Source organism: Chryseobacterium gwangjuense (assembly GCF_021311115.1).
GTDB lineage: Bacteria > Bacteroidota > Bacteroidia > Flavobacteriales > Weeksellaceae > Chryseobacterium > Chryseobacterium gwangjuense.
Genome location: NZ_JAJTNP010000007.1, coordinates 119,723 through 136,902, shown reverse-complemented (window position 1 = coordinate 136,902; position 17,180 = coordinate 119,723). Strand labels below are relative to the sequence as shown.

The 17,180-nt window shown below is 33.7% G+C and carries 17 protein-coding genes and 1 riboswitch; of the genes, 14 read left to right on the top strand and 3 right to left on the bottom strand.

The window, feature by feature from the left end; translation table 11 throughout:
- Positions 1–62: 62 nt before the first annotated feature.
- The 4 genes from LV842_RS14710 (at position 63) to LV842_RS14695 (ending at position 4,232) form a co-directional block, all read left to right on the top strand.
- A complete protein-coding gene (locus LV842_RS14710) occupies positions 63–1,541 on the top strand; it encodes an OmpA family protein (protein ID WP_233112201.1) in 1,479 nt (492 codons plus the stop codon).
- 93 nt (positions 1,542–1,634) lie between these two features.
- Positions 1,635–2,375 carry a YebC/PmpR family DNA-binding transcriptional regulator gene (locus LV842_RS14705; protein WP_233112200.1) on the top strand — a complete coding sequence of 247 codons (741 nt, stop codon included), beginning with the start codon at positions 1,635–1,637 and terminating at the stop codon, positions 2,373–2,375.
- 61 nt (positions 2,376–2,436) lie between these two features.
- Positions 2,437–3,264 carry a UDP-2,3-diacylglucosamine diphosphatase gene (locus tag LV842_RS14700; protein ID WP_233112199.1) on the top strand — a complete coding sequence of 276 codons (828 nt, stop codon included), beginning with the start codon at positions 2,437–2,439 and terminating at the stop codon, positions 3,262–3,264.
- A complete protein-coding gene (locus tag LV842_RS14695) occupies positions 3,261–4,232 on the top strand; it encodes a glycosyltransferase family protein (RefSeq protein ID WP_233112198.1) in 972 nt (323 codons plus the stop codon). Before LV842_RS14700 ends, LV842_RS14695 begins: the two co-directional genes overlap by 4 nt.
- On the opposite strand, the gene LV842_RS14690 is transcribed toward LV842_RS14695, so the two are convergent.
- Positions 4,221–4,511 (bottom strand): GNAT family N-acetyltransferase, encoded by a 291-nt coding sequence (locus tag LV842_RS14690; RefSeq protein WP_233112197.1) that lies wholly within the window; start codon positions 4,509–4,511, stop codon positions 4,221–4,223. The two genes, LV842_RS14695 and LV842_RS14690, sit on opposite strands and share 12 nt — an antisense overlap.
- A gap of 162 nt (positions 4,512–4,673) precedes the next feature.
- The gene (locus LV842_RS14685; protein ID WP_233112196.1) at positions 4,674–5,420 is read right to left on the bottom strand and encodes an RDD family protein; all 747 of its coding nucleotides are present in this window, start codon (positions 5,418–5,420) and stop codon (positions 4,674–4,676) included.
- 27 nt (positions 5,421–5,447) lie between these two features.
- Here LV842_RS14685 and LV842_RS14680 point away from each other — a divergent pair, with 27 nt between their 5' ends.
- The 10 genes from LV842_RS14680 (at position 5,448) to LV842_RS14635 (ending at position 14,171) form a co-directional block, all read left to right on the top strand.
- On the top strand, positions 5,448–6,431 hold the full coding sequence (locus LV842_RS14680; protein ID WP_233112195.1) for a stage II sporulation protein M: 984 nt from the start codon (positions 5,448–5,450) through the stop codon (positions 6,429–6,431).
- Complete coding sequence (locus LV842_RS14675; RefSeq protein WP_233112194.1) at positions 6,418–7,377, top strand: DUF4013 domain-containing protein; 960 nt, start codon at positions 6,418–6,420, stop codon at positions 7,375–7,377. Before LV842_RS14680 ends, LV842_RS14675 begins: the two co-directional genes overlap by 14 nt.
- Entirely contained in the window at positions 7,370–8,164 is a 795-nt protein-coding gene (locus tag LV842_RS14670) for a DUF4129 domain-containing protein (protein WP_233112193.1), read from the top strand. The genes LV842_RS14675 and LV842_RS14670 overlap by 8 nt, the downstream gene beginning before the upstream one ends.
- Before the next feature lie 14 nt (positions 8,165–8,178).
- Positions 8,179–9,342, top strand: a complete 1,164-nt coding sequence (locus LV842_RS14665) for a hypothetical protein (RefSeq protein ID WP_233112192.1) — start codon at positions 8,179–8,181, stop codon at positions 9,340–9,342.
- Positions 9,343–9,442: 100 nt separating this feature from the next.
- Positions 9,443–10,474, top strand: coding sequence for an AAA family ATPase (locus tag LV842_RS14660; protein WP_233112191.1), 1,032 nt, complete (start codon positions 9,443–9,445; stop codon positions 10,472–10,474).
- Positions 10,475–10,540: 66 nt separating this feature from the next.
- Positions 10,541–10,897 carry a four helix bundle protein gene (locus LV842_RS14655; protein ID WP_233112190.1) on the top strand — a complete coding sequence of 119 codons (357 nt, stop codon included), beginning with the start codon at positions 10,541–10,543 and terminating at the stop codon, positions 10,895–10,897.
- Positions 10,898–10,948: 51 nt separating this feature from the next.
- Positions 10,949–12,271 (top strand): DUF58 domain-containing protein, encoded by a 1,323-nt coding sequence (locus LV842_RS14650; protein WP_233112189.1) that lies wholly within the window; start codon positions 10,949–10,951, stop codon positions 12,269–12,271.
- Between the two features lie 20 nt (positions 12,272–12,291).
- Positions 12,292–12,792, top strand: a complete 501-nt coding sequence (locus LV842_RS14645; protein WP_233112188.1) for a hypothetical protein — start codon at positions 12,292–12,294, stop codon at positions 12,790–12,792.
- A 42-nt stretch (positions 12,793–12,834) separates the two neighbouring features.
- On the top strand, positions 12,835–13,623 hold the full coding sequence (locus tag LV842_RS14640; protein ID WP_233112187.1) for a GLPGLI family protein: 789 nt from the start codon (positions 12,835–12,837) through the stop codon (positions 13,621–13,623).
- A 122-nt stretch (positions 13,624–13,745) separates the two neighbouring features.
- Positions 13,746–14,171 carry an OsmC family protein gene (locus LV842_RS14635; RefSeq protein WP_233112186.1) on the top strand — a complete coding sequence of 142 codons (426 nt, stop codon included), beginning with the start codon at positions 13,746–13,748 and terminating at the stop codon, positions 14,169–14,171.
- Positions 14,172–14,249: 78 nt separating this feature from the next.
- Here LV842_RS14635 and LV842_RS14630 read toward each other — a convergent pair whose 3' ends face one another.
- Positions 14,250–16,862 carry an MGH1-like glycoside hydrolase domain-containing protein gene (locus LV842_RS14630; RefSeq protein WP_233112185.1) on the bottom strand — a complete coding sequence of 871 codons (2,613 nt, stop codon included), beginning with the start codon at positions 16,860–16,862 and terminating at the stop codon, positions 14,250–14,252.
- A gap of 186 nt (positions 16,863–17,048) precedes the next feature.
- Positions 17,049–17,157: riboswitch (SAM riboswitch) on the top strand.
- Positions 17,158–17,180: the final 23 nt, after the last annotated feature.

Sequence of the window (17,180 nt, the reverse complement as noted above, 5' to 3'; positions counted from 1 at the left end):
CTTTGTATATAAAGAAAAATTATATTTATTTTGCATTATCAATTATTTAATCATTTAATTCTATGAAAAATCTAAAATTAGGAATTTCAGCATTGGCGCTTACTGTTGCTTCTACTGTGTTCGCTCAGACGACCAACAATCCTTGGTTGATCGGAGTTGGTGCTCATGCGGAGAACCACTTGGCACAAAGAGGAAACTTCAGTAATACGTTTTCTGCTAATAATTTGACGAAGACAATGTTCAATGTGAACAACTTCTCTATTACTCCACCATTGTCTAAGCTTACAGTAGCTAGAAACATTGGTAAAGGTTTAGTTATTGACTGGCAGACTTCTGTTGGGAATGTAGAAAACAAGAGATTCAACATGGGTAAAGAATTCATGTTAATGACTGGTCTTGGTTTCCAAGCTAAAGCAGCAGGTCTTTTATGGAATGAAGAATCTTGGTTCGATCCATATTTAAGAGTTGGTGCTAACTACTTAAGACATGACTATACAGGTCTTTCTTTCCCAAGAACAGATGCTAATGGGCAAGTTGTGTCTAACGGAGATAATGGGAATGAAAACGGTAAAGCAAACCACTTTACAGTTTCTACAGGTGCAGGTGTTAACTTTTGGGTAACTAAAAACTTCGGTTTAGGAGTTCAAGGTGACTATGTTTCAACTCCTGGAGATAAATCAACTGTTGCTAACTTCTGGCAAGCTTCAGCATCTTTGAACTTTAGATTTGGTAACAGAGATAGAGATAAGGATGGTATCTTAGATAAAGATGATCTTTGTCCTGATACACCAGGTTTACCAGAATTCCAAGGATGTCCTGATACAGATGGAGATGGTATTCCAGATAAAGACGATCAATGTCCAGAAGTTGCTGGTCCAGTAGAAAACAACGGTTGTCCTTGGCCAGATACAGATGGTGACGGTATTATCGATAAAGATGATGCTTGTCCTACAGTAGCAGGTCCTGCTGAAAACAATGGTTGTCCTTGGCCAGATACAGATGGTGACGGTATCTTAGATAAAGATGATGCTTGTCCTACAGTTCCTGGTTTACCAGAATACAACGGTTGTCCTAAACCAGCTGAACCACCAGTAGTGAAAATCAACGAGACATTGAAAGATATCTTATTTGATTTCAACAAAGCTACAATCAGACCAGAATCAAACGGTAAGTTAGATACTGCTGCTAGAATTATCAAAGAAGCTGATGAGGCTAACTTCCTAGTAGTAGGTATGACAGATGCTAAAGGTTCTGCTGCTTATAACTTGAACTTATCTAGACAAAGAGCTGCTGCTGTAGTAGGAGCATTAGAGGCTAGAGGTATTAACCCTAACACTCTTAAGTCTATCGGTATCGGTTCTCAAGAGGCTAAAGTTCCTGCAACTGCTACAGATGCAGAAAGACAAGCTGATAGAAAAGTTATCGTAAGAGCAATCTCAGGTGCTGATTGGGAAACTTACAAGAAAAATGATATCGTTGTAGCTACGAAACCAGCTAAAAAAGCGGTTAAGAAAAAAGCTCCAGCTAAAAAGAAAAAATAACTTATTTTTCTAAATAATAAATACCTCCATTTTTTTGGGGGTATTTTTTTTTCGTAGACTTTTAATTAATTTTGTGGAAAATTTAAAATAAAAATGGGAAGAGCGTTTGAATATAGAAAAGCTTCTAAAATGGCCAGATGGGACAAAATGGCTAAAACTTTTTCTAAAATAGGTAAAGACATTGCTTTAGCAGTTAAAGCAGGAGGAACTGACCCTGAGTCGAATCCGGCATTAAGAAGATGTATCCAGAATGCAAAAGGGGCAAACATGCCAAAAGATAATGTAGAAAGAGCAATTAAGAAGGCAAGTGGAGCAGATGCAGAAAACTATGAAGAAATTACGTATGAAGGATACGGACAAGGCGGTGTTGCTTTTTTCGTAGAATGTACTACAAACAATACAACAAGAACTGTTGCTAACGTTAGAGCCATTTTTAATAAGTTTGACGGAAATCTTGGAAAAAATGGTGAATTAGCATTTATTTTTGACAGAAAAGGAATTTTCACCATCGATTTATCTCTAATTAAAATGGATTGGGATGATTTTGAAATGGAAATGATTGACGGTGGAGCGGAAGATGTGGAAAAAGATGAAGAAGAAGTAATGATTACAACTGCTTTTGAAGATTTCGGGTCTTTGTCTCATAAATTGGATGAATTAGGTATAGAAGCAAAAAGTGCAGAGCTACAAAGAATTCCAAACAATACAAAAGAAGTGAACGAAGAGCAGTTCAAAGCAAATATGAAGATGCTTGAGCGTTTCGAAGATGATGATGATGTACAAAACGTTTATCACAATATGGAAATCACAGAAGAGTTGATGAACTCTCTATAAAAAATAACATAGCATTCATATACAGTTAATTTTCAATTAGTTTCTTTGCATAAAATCATCTATGAAGAGAAACATTGAGTTGGTTGTCATTTCGGATGTTCATTTGGGGACTTATGGATGTAAGGCTAAAGAATTATTACAATATCTGAATTCTATTCAGCCTAAAACTTTAGTTTTGAATGGAGATATCATTGATATTTGGCAGTTCAAAAAGTCTTACTTTCCTAAACCTCATTTAAAAGTCATTAAGAAAATTCTTTCTTTGGCTACAAAAAATACGGAAGTATTCTATATTACCGGAAACCACGATGAAATGTTCCGGAAATTTACAGATTTCGAGTTGGGAAAATTAAAAGTCTGTAATAAAATCTGCTTGGATATCAATAATAAAAAAACCTGGATTTTTCACGGAGATGTCTTCGATGCGTCAGTACAGCATTCCAAATGGATTGCAAAACTGGGCGGAAAAGGTTATGATTTGCTGATCGTCATCAATAATGTTGTAAATTGGTTTTTAGAGAAAATGGGTAAAGAAAAATATTCATTTTCAAAAAAGATTAAAAATAATGTGAAAAAAGCGGTCAAGTATATTGGCGATTTTGAATTAACGGCTTCTGAACTGGCGATTGACAATCATTATGATTATGTGGTTTGTGGACATATTCATCAACCTCAAATTCGTGAAGTGGTCACTAAAAAGGGATCCTGTACTTATCTCAATTCCGGAGATTGGATAGAAAATTTATCTGCTTTGGAATATCATGATAATGAATGGAAAATTTTTTATTATGATGAACATAAGCACCTGCTAAAAGATGATGAAACCGAAGAAATTCAGGATATTCCCAATGATGAGCTTTTGAAACTGGTAACCAATTTTTCTAAATGAAAATATTATATGCATTTCAGGGAACCGGAAACGGGCATGTAGCAAGAGCACAGGAAATTATTCCTATTCTTAAAAAATATGGAGAAATCGATACTTTAATCAGTGGACACCAATCGCAATTAAAGGCTGATTTTGATATTAATTTCCAACACAAAGGCATTTCCCTTCTTTACAATAAAACAGGCGGTTTATCATATAGAAAAACGTTTTTCGATAATGAATTCTTGAAAGCCGTAAAAACGATCAGAGAGATTGAGCTTTCACAATATGACTTAATCATCAATGATTATGAACCTATAACAGGTTGGGCTTGTAAGTTGAAAAAGCTTCCTATGATAGAACTGAGTCATCAAGCTTCAATGAGTTTTAAAGAAGCTCCAAAGCCTGAGAAAAGAGACTTTTTAGGAGAGTTGATCCTGGAATATTACGTTCCCAGTGAAAGGAAAATCGGGTTTCATTTTGAAAACTATCATCCTCAAATTAAAAAACCCGTTATCAGGAAGAAAATAAGAAATCTTAATCCGGATAAAAAAGGCTTTTACCTGGTATATCTTCCGAGTTTTTCAGATGAAAATATCATTAAAGTTTTAAAACAGATTCCGGTTGAATGGAAAGTCTTTTCCAAATACACGAAACTTCAGTTTAGAGACAGCAATGTTGAGGTGTATCCGATTGACGAAATTCAGTATTTAAGCAGTTTCGAAAATTGTGAAGGGATTTTGTGTAATGCAGGTTTTGAAAGTCCGGCTGAAGCTCTTTTTATGGATAAAAAACTATTCGTTATTCCTATTCATAATCAATATGAGCAAGAATGCAATGCATGTGCTTTAGACAAAATGGGAGTTCCCAATTCAAAGGTTTTACAGCTTGAAGAAATAGAAAACTGGGTGAATAACGACCAGCATCTGAAGGTAGATTATCCAAATGATATTGAAGAGATTCTTGTGAATGAAGTTTTAGTTCTTTAAAAAAATATCTTCCACATCATTCATTCTCATCATTATAGATCTCGCATACGAACAGTGAGGGTAAACTTTCCAATTATTTTCTCTGGCAAATTTAATGGCTTCTTCCACCAGAAACTTTCCCATTCCGCGACCTTCAAATTCAGGGTGAACCAGTACGAAAGAAATGATGAACCTGTTTTCTTCAGGGAAAATCGTGTAGGTCAATCTTCCGACTTCTTTAACCTCATTGTTTAAAGTGAGAACTCCACCGTTTCCGGATTTATGATTTTCAAATTGCATAACTGATGTTTTTTGATATTGATAAAAGTACAAAAATTACACCGTCGGAGTTTTGATGTAGATCAAGAAAAGAATATGAATTGGGGATGGTCAATTCGTTTCACTCGTCAATTTTAAAATCGAATTAAAAATTCACAATTCACTTGCGAAGCAAAATTGACATTAACTGTCTTTCCCAGTATAATAGTTATAATCTTTAATGATGATTCCTATAAATTGCCTCTCAGTCATTGTAGGATCTGTTTCCAGCTTCAGAATGCTTTTAATTTTCTCAGAAAGCTTATTGATAACCTGTCTGTCATCTATCCTTAATGCTTTTTGGTAATTGTCTTTAATGATTCTCATATCATTATCACTTAAAGCAATCACCTGTGGAAAAGTAGGAATATAATCTTCATGTATATTTTCCAGAATAGTATGAGAAATATTGATGCTGTTTTTCAATGAAATAACTGCCGTTCCTGAAGCAATGTCTCCCAAACGTTGATTGTTTTTAGAAACAATCATAGAAATCAAACCGATGACTCCTGCAAATAAGGTGTCAATAATTCTGAATACCCAGCGTATAAGATAATCTCCAAAACTTGCCTGATATCCATCAATTTTTACAACCCTTATTTTTACCACCTTTTTACCGGGAGTTTGCCCTTCCATAAGACTTTCCAGGACTAATGGATAAATGGATACGGGAAAAGTAAGAGCAATATAAATTGCCATTTGAGACCATCGATCCAGCCCATCCAGTAAGTAACCTAAATCCAGAACATTGAAAAATAAATAAAAGATAACGATCACATAAGCGATTTTTATAAGCAGGTCGATGATAAAAGCTAGCATTCTTTCGCCCACGCTTGCAACATTAAAATTAATGTTGACATTTTGTGAGGTGTTAATCGCAATTTGAGACATATTTTTTATTATTTTAGCCTTACAATTATGAGAGAGGTTTATTTCATTAAACAAAATAAAGAAAAATGGTTGGGAATTGAGCAGGTTATTCAGGGGAAAATAAAAAAAAATCCGGACGACCTTTCTTCGCTGTACATTAATCTCATCAATGATCTTTCTTTTGCACAAACGTATTATCCCAAAAGTAACACTACGGTTTACTTAAATCATCTCTCTTCTCAGATTTATCAGAAGATTTATAAAACGAAAAGAGTAGAAGAAAACCGTATTATATATTTCTTTACAACTGAAGTTCCTCTTTTAGTATTTCAATACAGAAGGTATCTTCTCTATGCTTTTCTCTTTTTTATTCTTTTTACTTCTATGGGAGTAGTTTCTGCCATTTATGATAAAGATTTTGCCAATATCATTTTGGGAGAAGATTATGTAAACATGACGGTTGAAAACATTAAAAAAGGAAATGCAGTAGGTGTGTATCAAAGCGGTTCTACATGGGGAAGTACCATCGGGATTATTTTTAATAACATCGGAGTAGGAGCCAAACTTTATCTGTACGGAATTTTCTGCGGGGTCGGAACTTTGTTCGCTTTGTTGTCGAACAGTATTATGCTGGGTTCTTTTCAGTATTTCTTTTATGAGTACGGAGCGTTGAAAGACAGTGCAAGAGGAATCTGGCTTCACGGAGTTTTTGAAATTTTTTCAATGGTTGTTGAGGCCATGTGCGGATTGATTTTAGGAGCTTCCATTTTGTTTCCGAAAACACTTTCCAGATTCAATTCTTTAAAAATAGGATTCAAAGATTCCTTTAAAATATTTCTGAGTACAGTTCCCTTTACCATTTGTGCCGGAATTATTGAAGGATATGTGACGAGACACGCGTTAAAAATGCCTTTGATACTGAATATCATTATTATTTTAGGATCATTGGGAATTATCGGGTTTTACTATTTTGTGTACCCTTCTATGGTGAATAAAAAAATTAATAAAAACATACATGATGCAGTTTTATAAAAAAAGAGATTTTGGAGCATTTATCAGCGATAGCTTCTCTTTCTTTAAACTTTACGGTAAAAATTATTTCAAAAACTATATTTTACTGAACGGACTTCTTATGATCTTGATGGTCGTTGTGTTCATTTTCGGTTTTAAAGAACTTTTTGGGCAGGTTTTAGGTTCCAATATTAGTGGACAGAGTTATTTCCTTGAAAATTATTTTGAGGATAATTTAGGAATGTTTTTAACGGTAGGGATTATCACATTCGTGCTGTTTATCATTTTAATGATTATCAATTATCTCTATCCGGTTTTTTACCTGAAAAGATTGGCAGCAGGAGAAAGCAAAATAAAAACAGACGATATTTTAGGAGATTTTAAAAAGAACTTCAAAAAAATAATCATTTTATGTCTGGGAATGACTTTCATCGTTATGCCTTTGTCATTGATTGTTTTTGGAGTGTCTTATGCATTGATGATTATTGTTATAGGTTTTTTTCTTATGCTCTTTGTAGGACCTACATTGTTTAATGCAATCACATTTTTAATGTATGATTATTTCAACTCTACACGAGGTTTTTTTGAAAGCTTAAGCTATTCTATACGAGCTCAGTTCTCCTATTCAAACGCAAGAGAAGGATCTCCTTATTGGAAATATTGGGGAAGTACTCTTATTATTTCCATCATTTTGTATGTTATTTCGATGATCTTTACGGCTATACCAATGATGATGTTTTTTGCTACATTAACGACTACGGCTCCGGATGGAAACTTTGAACAGAATCCTCTTAGTGGGAATTTCGGAATAGTGTTTTTTATACTTTACGGAATTTCATTATTGGTTTCGTTATTTACTTCAAATCTACTGTATATAAACGCAGGGTTGATGTATTATGATAACAGAACAGATCTTCACCAGAAAATGGAATTGGCAGAAATTGATACGATTGGAGTTAATGAATAAGATCCTTCTTTTTTTACTTCTTATTACGACCGGGTTTTCTTTTGCACAGGAAAGCGAACCTACGTCTGTTGTAGATGTAGAAGCAATCGATTCGTTAAGCGAGGAACATTATAGAGGCATGAATCGTGCAGATTCTGTGTTATTGAAACAGCCTGTTACGGAGAACACGGTTTATCCAAAGAAGATTAAAGAAAATATACAGTCGAGATACAAAGGGAATGAGTTTGATTATTCTACCTCGAAGCCCAGAGAATCTTTTTTTGAAAAGCTTCAGCGAAAAATTATCAAAATCATCGAAAGTATTTTTGGAAAAACCAGTGGGAGCAGCTCCGGAACAATTACAGAAGTGATTATACGCTTGTTTGCCATTGTGTTAATCGGATTTTTGTTATACTTCATCATCAGATACTTGATGGGTAAAGATGGCGGCTTTATTTTCGGCAAGAAAAATAAAAAGCTGGATATTGAAGCGAAAGAACTTCATGAAAATATTCATGAAATCAACTTCCCGGAAAGCATTGCCCGGTTTGAAAATAATGGAGATTATCGGTCTGCAGTTCGATATCAGTTCTTATTTATCCTGAAAAAACTGAGTGATCGTAAAATTATCGTCTGGAATCCTGAAAAAACAAATAAAGATTATGTGGCAGAATTAAAAGAAAACCTATTAAAGAATGAATTTTCAAATCTGTCTTATATTTTCGATTATGTTTGGTATGGTGAATTCAGTATCGATAAAGAAGATTATTCCAGATTTAAACAGCAATATCAATCTTTCAAACTGTAATTAATTTAGAATAAATGAACAAGACTTTCAAAATATATGCTTTGATATTCATCATTATTATGGTGATATTGGCATTGCTTGAAGTGAATAAAAAAGAAGTTACGGATTGGCGCAAAAATTTTGATGTAGATGAAAAATCCCCTTTCGGACTATTCGTTTTCAACCATGAAAGCAAAGATCTTTTTAAAGGAAAACTGAAGAAAGTTGATATTTCAGCTTATGAGTTTTACAATCAGAATAAAAATAAACCGGCTCATAATATTCTTGTCATCGAAAGCGAAATTGATATGGAATCCTGGAAAAAAATAATGGATCAGGTTTCCAAAGGTTCCGATGCGATGATTATTACAAGCCAACTTCCTAAACCCGTTTCAGATAGCATTGGTTATTATGATTCTCAGATTTCTTTCGAAGATGAAAACTATATAAAGCTTACCGATAAAAAATATCAAGGAGACTTTATCCATTTAGATAAATTCCCTTCAGGAAGAGGCTTTTCTTACATAAAACCCGGAGTTGAGGTTCTGGGTAAGACTGTAGAGAAAAATAACTCAGATCAAGCAAACTTTATCAAAGCGAAATTTGGAAAAGGTAATTTCTATGTGCATTGTGAACCGTTGTTCCTCACCAATTATTATTTGCTTAAAAAAGGAAATGTAAAATATTTTCAGGATGTATTTTCTTATCTTCAGGACAGAGATACGCTTTGGTTTGTAGAAAGCAACACGAAAGAATCTAGGTTTTTTATGAGGTTTATCCTATCAAAACCTGCATTGAAATACGCTTGGTGGGTACTTTTAGGAGGCTTGGTATTATTTATTTTCTTTAATGCTAAAAGAAAACAGAGAATAGTTCCAATCATAGAACCGTTGAGAAATACCTCTGCAGAATTTGTAAAAAGTATTGGTAATTTATACCTTCAGGAAGGAGATTTCCATGATATGATGGCGAAAAAAGCCCAATATTTTTTAAATAAAGTAAGACTCGATCTTTTAATAGATACTCAGAATCTGGATGAGGATTTTGCCAAAAAACTTTATTTAAAAACAGGAAAACCTATAGAAATGATTGCTGAGGCAATTACACTGATCAAAAAAGGACAGGATCCTTATTCCAGTGTGATGAAGGAAGACCTTGTGAGGATGAATAAGCTGCTGGATGAAATCATTAAAATATAACAATCTAATAATCTAGTAATGTAACAATATTGAAAAACGTATTCCATTCAATTGGTAAACCGTTAAATTGATACATTGTTAGATTGAAAAACATAATAGTATGGATAATTTTGAAAACCCAAATTTAGACACTCAGATTTCTGTAGATATTGAAAAAAAAGAAGGGAATTTTCAGTCTCGCTTAGACATGATCGAACTTCGTACAAGTTTAGAAAAAGTAAAAACTGAAATTGCTAAAGTGATTGTCGGTCAGGAAGATATGGTCGAACATCTTTTGGCGGCGCTTTTATCGAATGGTCATGTTCTTATAGAAGGTGTTCCGGGAGTGGCGAAAACCATTACTGCAAAATTACTGGCAAAAACAATTGATGTGGATTTCAGCAGAATTCAGTTTACTCCGGATTTAATGCCTTCAGATATTTTGGGAACCTCAGTTTTTAGTGTGAAAAATTCAGAATTTGAATTTAAAAAAGGACCTATTTTTTCAAACTTCGTGTTGATTGATGAGATCAACAGATCACCGGCAAAGACACAGTCGGCTCTTTTTGAAGTAATGGAGGAAAGACAGATCACAATGGACGGAACCCGCTATGTAATGGATGAACCATTCTTGGTTGTTGCGACTCAAAATCCGATCGAACATGAAGGAACGTATCGACTTCCTGAAGCTCAGTTAGACCGTTTTCTTTTCAAGATCAATGTAAAATATCCGAATCTTGAGCAGGAAATAGCGATCATTAAAAATCAGCACGAAAGTAAAAAAGAAGATAAAACAGAAGTTGTAGAGCGTGTGATTACGGCTCAACAGCTTAAAAATTATCAACATCTGGTAAAAGAGATCATTGTAGAATCTCAGTTGATAGAATATATTGCTAAAATCATCATCAATACCAGAGAAAACCAGTTTTTATACTTAGGAGCTTCTCCAAGAGCGAGTTTAGCGTTGTTGACGGCTTCAAAAGCTTTTGCAGCATTAAGAGGAAGAGATTTTGTAACTCCGGAAGACATCAAAGAAGCAAGCTATGCAGTATTAAGACACAGAGTTATTGTTTCTCCTGAAAGAGAAATGGAAGGATTGACTGCCGATGAGATCATTCGACAAATTTTAGAAGGAATAGAGATTCCTAGGTAGGTAGCAGGTAAAAGGTTGTAGATTATAGATTATAGTTTTGCAATTCGACGTTTAAAAGTTTCATGTATGGCTAATTTTAAAGAGCTTTTAGTTTGGCAGAAATCAATTGATTTTGTAACTGAAATTTACAGAATAAGTGAAGCTTTTCCTAAAGATGAAACTTTTGGTCTAAAATCTCAAATTAGAAGAGCAGCAGTTTCGATTCCGTCAAATATTGCTGAAGGAAACTCTAGAAGAAGTAAGCCGGATTACCTTCAGTTCTTAAAAATTTCGAGAGGAAGTTGTGCCGAAGTTGAAACTCAATTAATTATTTCCAGAAATCTTAAATTTTTAGAAGAAGAAAATTATATAAAATTAAATCAGGACATTATAGAAATCTCAAAAATGCTGAACGGACTTATTAATTCATTGAAAGAAACTTAAAACAAGCACTAAAAAACTGCAACCTAAAATCTAAGACCTGCAACCTTAAAAATGAAAAACCTATACATCAATACACGCTTTTTCTTCACACTCATCGGAGTGGGGATTATTTATGTTTTTGCATTTTTCTTTCCTTTCCTGATGATCGTTGCGCATGCTTTATTGTTGATCTGTTTTTTAGCGGTAATGGTAGATTATCTGTTTGTTTTTAATAAAAAAGAAGGAGTCTTATCACAGAGAATATTGCCGGAAAAACTGTCAAACGGTGATGAAAACCCTGTGAAAATTGATATTAAAAACAACTATCGGTTTAAAATTCATGTAAAAGTGATTGATGAAATTCCTTTTCAGTTTCAGAAAAGAGATTTCATGATCGAAAAAAATATTGAAGCAGGCAGGAATTCATTTTTTGAATACATTTTAGAGCCTAAAGAACGAGGTGAATATAGTTTTGGAGCTTTAAATATTTTTGTCTCTTCATCGATAGGTTTAGTTGCGAAAAGATTTACTTTTCAGAAAGATGCGATGCTTCCTTCCTATCCTTCATTTATTCATTTAAGAAAATATGAATTGATGGCGCTTCAAAACGAATTTTTATTGGGAGGAATCAAAAAAATACGAAAACTGGGACATACCATGGAATTTGAGCAGATCAAAGAATATGTTCCCGGAGACGATGTAAGAACGATCAACTGGAAAGCGACTTCCAAAGCCAATAGATTGATGGTGAATCAGTTTCAGGATGAAAAGGCACAACGTATTTTTATGCTGGTTGATAAAGGAAGAACGATGAAAATGCCGTTTAACGGATTAAGCCTTCTTGATTATTCGATCAATGCGACGATGGCCTTGTCACATATCATTCTGAAAAAAGGAGATAGAGCAGGAATGATGACTTTCTCTAAAAAAGCCGAAAACAGAGTTGCTGCAGATAATAAATCCGGACAGCTAAAGAAAATTTCTGAAGCTTTATATAACGTTAAAACAGATTTCTTTGAAAGTGATTTCAACAGGTTATATCAGGATGTAAAATATTCTCTCAATCAAAGAAGCTTGGTTTTGTTATTTACCAACTTTGAAACGTTAGACGGACTGAACAGGCAGTTAAAATATCTTCGTGGAATTGCTAAAAACCATTTGCTGGTTGTAGTATTCTTTAAAAACTCAGAGATACAGACATTGATGCATAAAAATCCTGAAAATATGCAGGAGATCTATGATGAAATTGTCGCTGAAAAATTTGAATTTGAGAAAAAACTAATCATTCAGGAGCTTAGAAAATATGGTATTTATTCAGTCTATACACTTCCTGAAAATTTAAATATTGATGTGATCAATAAGTATCTTGAGATAAAAGCGAGAGGGATTTTGTAATTTTGTACAAATATACTTAAGTGAAAAAGCTCGTTTTACTTTTTCTAATAACATTTTCAACTAGTTTGTGGTCTCAGTCATTAGGCGGAACGATTAATGATACATTAGTTAAAAAAATATATTTGCCCCAGTTTATTTTAAAATTAGTTAATATTTCTAGTAATAATACTTACAAAACCAAAACTGATAGTGAAGGGAAATTTGATTTTGGAGAGATAGAAAAGGGTAAATATAAACTAAACATTATCGAAAATGATGATTATATCAAAAATGAATTTGATATCGAAATTAATGGAGATACGAAAGTGGAGCTAATTGCTAATAAATTTTGTAAATACCGAGAAAATAAAAGCTCAACTTGCCCAATTTGTAACACAAATAAAAATGTTCTTTCTATTTTTTATGGATTAGTTACTACAAGTTTTATGAAAAAAAATAAAAAGAAGTATTATTTCGCAGGCTGTGAAATTACAAATTGTGATCCTAAATTTTATTGCAAGACAGACGACATAAAATTCTAAATGCAGATGTTAGCAGAAATTTAAAACAAACACTCATCAAAAATGAAATTTATAATATTTTTTCTTGGAATTTCTACCTTTTGCTTCTCACAAAAATTTAGTTTTATTTACGAAACAAAATACAAACTGAATTCAGAAAAAGCAGATGATGTTTATTCCGAGAATATGATTTTGGATTTAAAAAATAATATTTCAGTTTTTAGAGATTCACTAGACAAAAAAAACGATTCAATAAAGTTGAATAATGGAAACGGAAGGTATAATATGGGTGTTGAAAATAAATTCTATGTCAAAAAGAATCTTGCTCAAAAAAGAATTGAAAAAGTAATAACTTATTTGGGAACAGATTATTTTCTTCCGATTGAGGAAATATTAGATTGGAAAATAACTTCCGAACAAAAAATTATTGGAAAATATAAATCTCAAAAAGCAGAAACCAATTATGGAGGAAGAAACTGGATTGCTTGGTTTACTACAGAATTACCTTTTGGAGATGGTCCCTATATTTTTAATGGTTTACCTGGACTGATTATTTCTATTCAAGATTTAAACAATGAATATTCATTTAATTTGATAGAAGTCAAAAAAGGCGGGAATATTTTTGACGCACGCAAAAAAGCAATAAAAATTGATTGGGAAAAATATGAAATACTTGCAAAATCATATTATAATGATCCATTTGATATAAATTCAAAAGGTTGGAAAACCGCTACATTTACCGACGCGAAAGGTAATACAGTGGATATTTCTATAAAGAATAAAGAAATGCAAAATAATATTTTACAAGAAAATAATCCAATTGAATTAAATCATAAAATAAACTACAAGTAAAAACTCCCGCTAACATTGCATTGGCAAAATGCTGGACTACGGTTTGAATTGAAAAGTAGAAATATTTATCCACAAATGCTTTTTCGATATAAGAATAAATATTTAAAAATTAAAATTATAAAATGAAAATAACACTTAACAGAATCAACGACGATTTTTTATTTGAATGTACCAACTCTCAAGGGAATTCAATCTTATTAGATAATACTTCTCAGCCGGGAGCAAAAGGAGTTTCTCCCATGGAAAGTGTTCTGATGGCAGTGGCAGGATGTAGTGGAATCGACGTAGTTTCTATCCTGAAAAAACAAAGACAGGAAATTACCGGTTTTAAAGCTGAGGTAGAAGGAGAGCGTGTTCCTGTTGAAGATGCAAAACCATTCAAAGCGATTAAGGTTAAATTTCTTTTAGAAGGAAATATTGATCCTAAAAAAGCACAGAAAGCAGCTCAGCTATCTTTTGAAAAATACTGTTCTGTTTCAAAAACATTAGAGCCTAATGTAGAAATAGGATATGAAGTTTTTGTAAACGGAGAAGAGGTAACTAATTAGAATAAAATTACTAATATTTTAGGGTATCAGAATTTGAACATTTTGTTCGGTTCTGATACCCTAATTTTTTTAATTTATTTACATTAATCTCGGCTTCATCAGCTTTGCCACCGTTGCAGTCCATCCTGTCTGATGCGATGCGCCGACTCCACGACCATTGTCACCATGGAAATATTCAAAAAAGGTGATATAATCTTTAAAATTTTCGTCAAAATTAAACTTCGCATTTCCTCCGTTGAACGGACGCTGTCCGCTTCCATCCTTCAAGAAAATAGAACATAATCTATTGCTGATATTCTGAGCGACTTCATCAAGATTTCGTTTGTCACCGCTTCCGGTCGGGAATTCTACTTTCAAACTGTTTCCGTAATAATAGTGAAAACGCTGTAAACTTTCCACAATCAGGAAATTGATGGGGAACCAAATCGGTCCTCTCCAGTTGCTGTTGCCTCCAAACATTCGGCTGTCACTTTCTGCAGGCGTATAATACACAACATTTTCAACACCATGAACAGAAAATATAAACGGATTTTCTTCATACACTTTCGACATGGCACGGATTCCGTAAGTACTTAAAAACTCTTTTTCATCAAGCATTCTTGTTAATACTTTGCTTAATCTGTTCTTACGGAGAATACTCATAAGATGTTTTCTTCCTTGCCCTTCTTCATCCCAGTGAGAAACGAGCTTGGTAAGCTCAGGTTTATTTTTCAGGATCCATTCCATTCTTGCAGTGAAGTTGGGCATGCTTTCCAATAATTTATGATCAACAATTTCCACAGCAAACATTGGAATCAGGCCCACAATACTTCTTAATCTTAAAGAAACGCTGTCACCATTTCCAAGCTGAAGCACATCATAGAAAAATCCGTCTTCCTCATTCCATAGTCCTTTTGTCCCTTCACCCAGGTTTTCCATCGCTTCTGCGATATAAAGATAATGTTCAAAAAACTTAATGGCCATATCTTCGTAAACCTGATAATACTGAGCCAGTTCCATTGCAATTCGCATCATATTTAAAGCGTACATTGCCATCCAGCTTGTTCCGTCGGCTTGCTCAAGATGTTGTCCGTCCTTTAAAATCATATTTCGGTCAAAAGCTCCGATATTATCGAGACCCAGGAAACCTCCTCCAAAAATGTTTTTACCGTTTTTATCCTTTCGGTTGACCCACCAGGTGAAATTCAGAAGAAGCTTTTGGAAAACTTTTTCTAAAAATAAGAGGTCAGGTTTTCCATTTTGTTTTTCATCAATTTTAAAAACACGGAAACAAGACCATGCATGAACAGGAGGGTTTACATCACTTAAATTCCATTCATACGCAGGAAGCTGCCCGTTCGGATGCATATACCATTCCTTTGTCAATAAAAGAAGTTGTCCCTTAGCGAACTCAGCATCAATAATGGCAAAAGGAACACAGTGAAATGCTAAATCCCAAGTCGCATACCAAGGATATTCCCATTTGTCGGGCATGGAAATGATGTCTTTGTTATGCATGTGATTCCATTCCGTATTTCGAACATAATTGCTGAAATCTCTCGGAGCATCAAAATTAGGATCGCCTTTCAGCCATTTTCCGACATTGTAATGATAAAACTGTTTGTTCCAAAGTAAACCTGCAAAAGCCTGTCGCTGAACATTTCTTTCATCGTTATCCACTACATCACTCTGAATTTCATTATAAAATTCATTAGCTTCATCCAATCTCTGTGTAAATATTTGATCAAACTGATCAAATGGTTCATCCAGCTCATTTGGAGATAATCTGAAATCAAAAGCTTTAGAGGCTCCCGCTTCGATAGTTTCATCGATCAGGAATGAAGCTTTAGTTCCTGTTTTTTCAGGATTTATAGTATTGCTTCCAGAAACGATGTAGTCATTAATCCCATCTTTGAAATAAGTACTTCCCGGATAAGGGGTACCGTACAATTTAGGATTGTTGGTTTCATTATCACAAAAAACACTTTGGGTATTATTGCTTCTTGAATAAAACTTTTTAATGGAAATGCTGTCATGGCTTATGTTGATAGTTCCGTCATTACCTGCATTTAATTGAGCTTTATAGGTATTATATCCCCATTTCCAATTATTTCTAAACCAGATAGTTGGTGCAATCACAAGAGGAGCATTGATCTCACTTCTGTTGCAGACTGTGATTCTTACTAAAATATCGTTATGATCCGCTTTGGCATATTCAATGAAAATATCAAAGTATTCATCCTTGTCAAAAATTTCGGTATCAATGATTTCATATTCGGGTTCTTTATTGCTTCTCTTTGCATTTTCTGAACGAATTTTATCATAAGGGAAAGCATTGATAGGATATTTGTACACCATCTTCATATAACTGTGCGTAGGTGTATTATCCAGATAATAAAAAATTTCTTTGATGTCTTCCCCATGATTTCCTTCAGGGTTGCTCAAACCAAAGAAACGTTCTTTTACGATCTTATCTTTTTTGTTCCAAAAAGAAAAAGCAAAACAGAAAAGCTGCTTTACATCAGAGATTCCGGCAATTCCTTCTTCTCCCCAACGGAAGGCATAGCTTTCTGCAGTGTTATGATTGGCAAAATTCCATGCATCACCGTTTGAGCTGTAGTCTTCGCGTACATTTCCCCATTGTCGGTTGCTTACGTATGGACCCCAGTTTTTCCAGTTCGAATCTTTTAGTCTTTGTTTTTCAGCAGTCATAGTTCAGCATTTTTCAATACGAAGTTAGTTTTTTTAAGAAAAAATTCCAACATGTTGAATCTGAAGAAAAATTAATATTATGTTGTATATCTTTTGCTTAAAGGAATTCTGGCTTTAAAATAATTTTTTTTAATATGTAAAAGAAATGTTCTATCTTTGCACCATTCGTTCATTCAAATATTGAAAATGTTATCAAGAAAGGTTGAGGGATTAGACCCTATGAAACCTTAGCAACCCTTTGTGAAAGCAAAGAAGGTGCTACGTTCTACCGAATTTATTTTTGGACAGATAACTTACTGAAGTTCTTTTCAGCCATTT

Coding starts and splice junctions, on each gene's coding strand:
- LV842_RS14710 (WP_233112201.1), top strand. CDS start 63: ATGAAAAATCTAAAATTAGGAATTTCAGCATTGGCGCTTACTGTTGCT.
- LV842_RS14705 (WP_233112200.1), top strand. CDS start 1,635: ATGGGAAGAGCGTTTGAATATAGAAAAGCTTCTAAAATGGCCAGATGG.
- LV842_RS14700 (WP_233112199.1), top strand. CDS start 2,437: ATGAAGAGAAACATTGAGTTGGTTGTCATTTCGGATGTTCATTTGGGG.
- LV842_RS14695 (WP_233112198.1), top strand. CDS start 3,261: ATGAAAATATTATATGCATTTCAGGGAACCGGAAACGGGCATGTAGCA.
- LV842_RS14690 (WP_233112197.1), bottom strand. CDS start 4,511: ATGCAATTTGAAAATCATAAATCCGGAAACGGTGGAGTTCTCACTTTA.
- LV842_RS14685 (WP_233112196.1), bottom strand. CDS start 5,420: ATGTCTCAAATTGCGATTAACACCTCACAAAATGTCAACATTAATTTT.
- LV842_RS14680 (WP_233112195.1), top strand. CDS start 5,448: ATGAGAGAGGTTTATTTCATTAAACAAAATAAAGAAAAATGGTTGGGA.
- LV842_RS14675 (WP_233112194.1), top strand. CDS start 6,418: ATGCAGTTTTATAAAAAAAGAGATTTTGGAGCATTTATCAGCGATAGC.
- LV842_RS14670 (WP_233112193.1), top strand. CDS start 7,370: ATGAATAAGATCCTTCTTTTTTTACTTCTTATTACGACCGGGTTTTCT.
- LV842_RS14665 (WP_233112192.1), top strand. CDS start 8,179: ATGAACAAGACTTTCAAAATATATGCTTTGATATTCATCATTATTATG.
- LV842_RS14660 (WP_233112191.1), top strand. CDS start 9,443: ATGGATAATTTTGAAAACCCAAATTTAGACACTCAGATTTCTGTAGAT.
- LV842_RS14655 (WP_233112190.1), top strand. CDS start 10,541: ATGGCTAATTTTAAAGAGCTTTTAGTTTGGCAGAAATCAATTGATTTT.
- LV842_RS14650 (WP_233112189.1), top strand. CDS start 10,949: ATGAAAAACCTATACATCAATACACGCTTTTTCTTCACACTCATCGGA.
- LV842_RS14640 (WP_233112187.1), top strand. CDS start 12,835: ATGAAATTTATAATATTTTTTCTTGGAATTTCTACCTTTTGCTTCTCA.
- LV842_RS14635 (WP_233112186.1), top strand. CDS start 13,746: ATGAAAATAACACTTAACAGAATCAACGACGATTTTTTATTTGAATGT.
- LV842_RS14630 (WP_233112185.1), bottom strand. CDS start 16,862: ATGACTGCTGAAAAACAAAGACTAAAAGATTCGAACTGGAAAAACTGG.